The organism is Streptomyces sp. NPDC022910 (genome assembly GCF_055561075.1).
The window spans coordinates 1-1,105 of sequence record NZ_JBVHHL010000186.1 but is presented as its reverse complement, the minus strand read 5'-3'; the positions used below and the strand labels follow the sequence as shown (position 1 = coordinate 1,105).

Annotated in this window: 1 pseudogene; it reads left to right on the top strand. The window is 67.1% G+C overall.

From position 1 onward, the window contains the following. Nucleotides 1-77 precede the first annotated feature (77 nt). Nucleotides 78-1,081 (top strand): annotated as a pseudogene (locus ACZ3TS_RS43060) (IS5 family transposase). Nucleotides 1,082-1,105 lie beyond the last annotated feature (24 nt).

Here is a 1,105-nt window from a genome sequence, read left to right as displayed (position 1 = left end):
CTAGGGAGCGTATCCAGTTGTGATCAATCTGCAGGATTCGCTCCCGCAGCGGGGCAAGTTCCGGTAGATCGTCATGCATGACGCAGATGCAACTGACGGACGCGGAATGGGAGTTCATCGAGCCCTACCTGCCGATCGGCAGGTTCGGCCCGTACCCGGAGCGGCTGCGGCAGCAGTTCGAGGGGGTGCTCTGGCGGTTCAAGACCGGCGGGCAGTGGCGGGAGATGCCGGCTGAGTTCGGTGCCTGGCCGACCGTCCACAACCGATTCCGGCAATGGAGGGACGCAGGCGTCTTCGAAGCCCTGCTGGAGGGGCTGATCGCTGAGGCCGCGAAACGGGGTGAGGTGGACCTATCCCTGGTCAGCGTGGACTCCACCACCGCCCGGGCCCATCACGACGCCGCCGGGATGTGCCTCGACGAGGACATCATGCTCGCCCTGGAGAAGGCCGTGGCCGAGGAGCAGAACGTCCGTCAAAAGGGGGCAGCCCGGAGGAACGAGACGGGCAGGCCGCCGGAAAGGACCCCGAGCGGGAGGAACGGCGACGCGTCCGGTATCGACGCAAGCTCCGGCTGAAGGCTGCCCTGCTCGGCCGGTCCAGGGGCGGGCAGACCAGCAAGGTCCACCTCGCCGCCGACCGGAAGTGCCGCCCACTGGCGATCCTCCTGAGCGCGGGCCAGGCGGCGGACAGCCCGCAGTTCATCCCCGTGCTGAAGAAGGTGCGGGTGCGTGGGCCTGTCGGCCGTCCCCGCACCCGGCCCGGCGCGGTCGCCGCAGACAAGGCCTACTCGTCCCGCGGTAACCGCGCCTATCTGCGCAAACGCCGCATCAAGGCGGTGATCCCGGAGAAGAAGGACCAGGCCGCCAATCGGAAGAAGAAGGGCAGCAGGGGCGGCAGGCCCGTCAGCCACGACACCGAGCTTTACAAGGAACGGAACACCGTCGAACGCGCGATCAACAGGATGAAGGCATGGCGAGGCATCGCAACGCGCTACGACAAGACCCCTGGGAGCTACCTCGCCGGCCTCCACCTCCGCGCCTCGATGATCTGGATCAAGGACCTCACACGAGCCACCCCTTGATCACAACCAAATACGCTCCCTAGG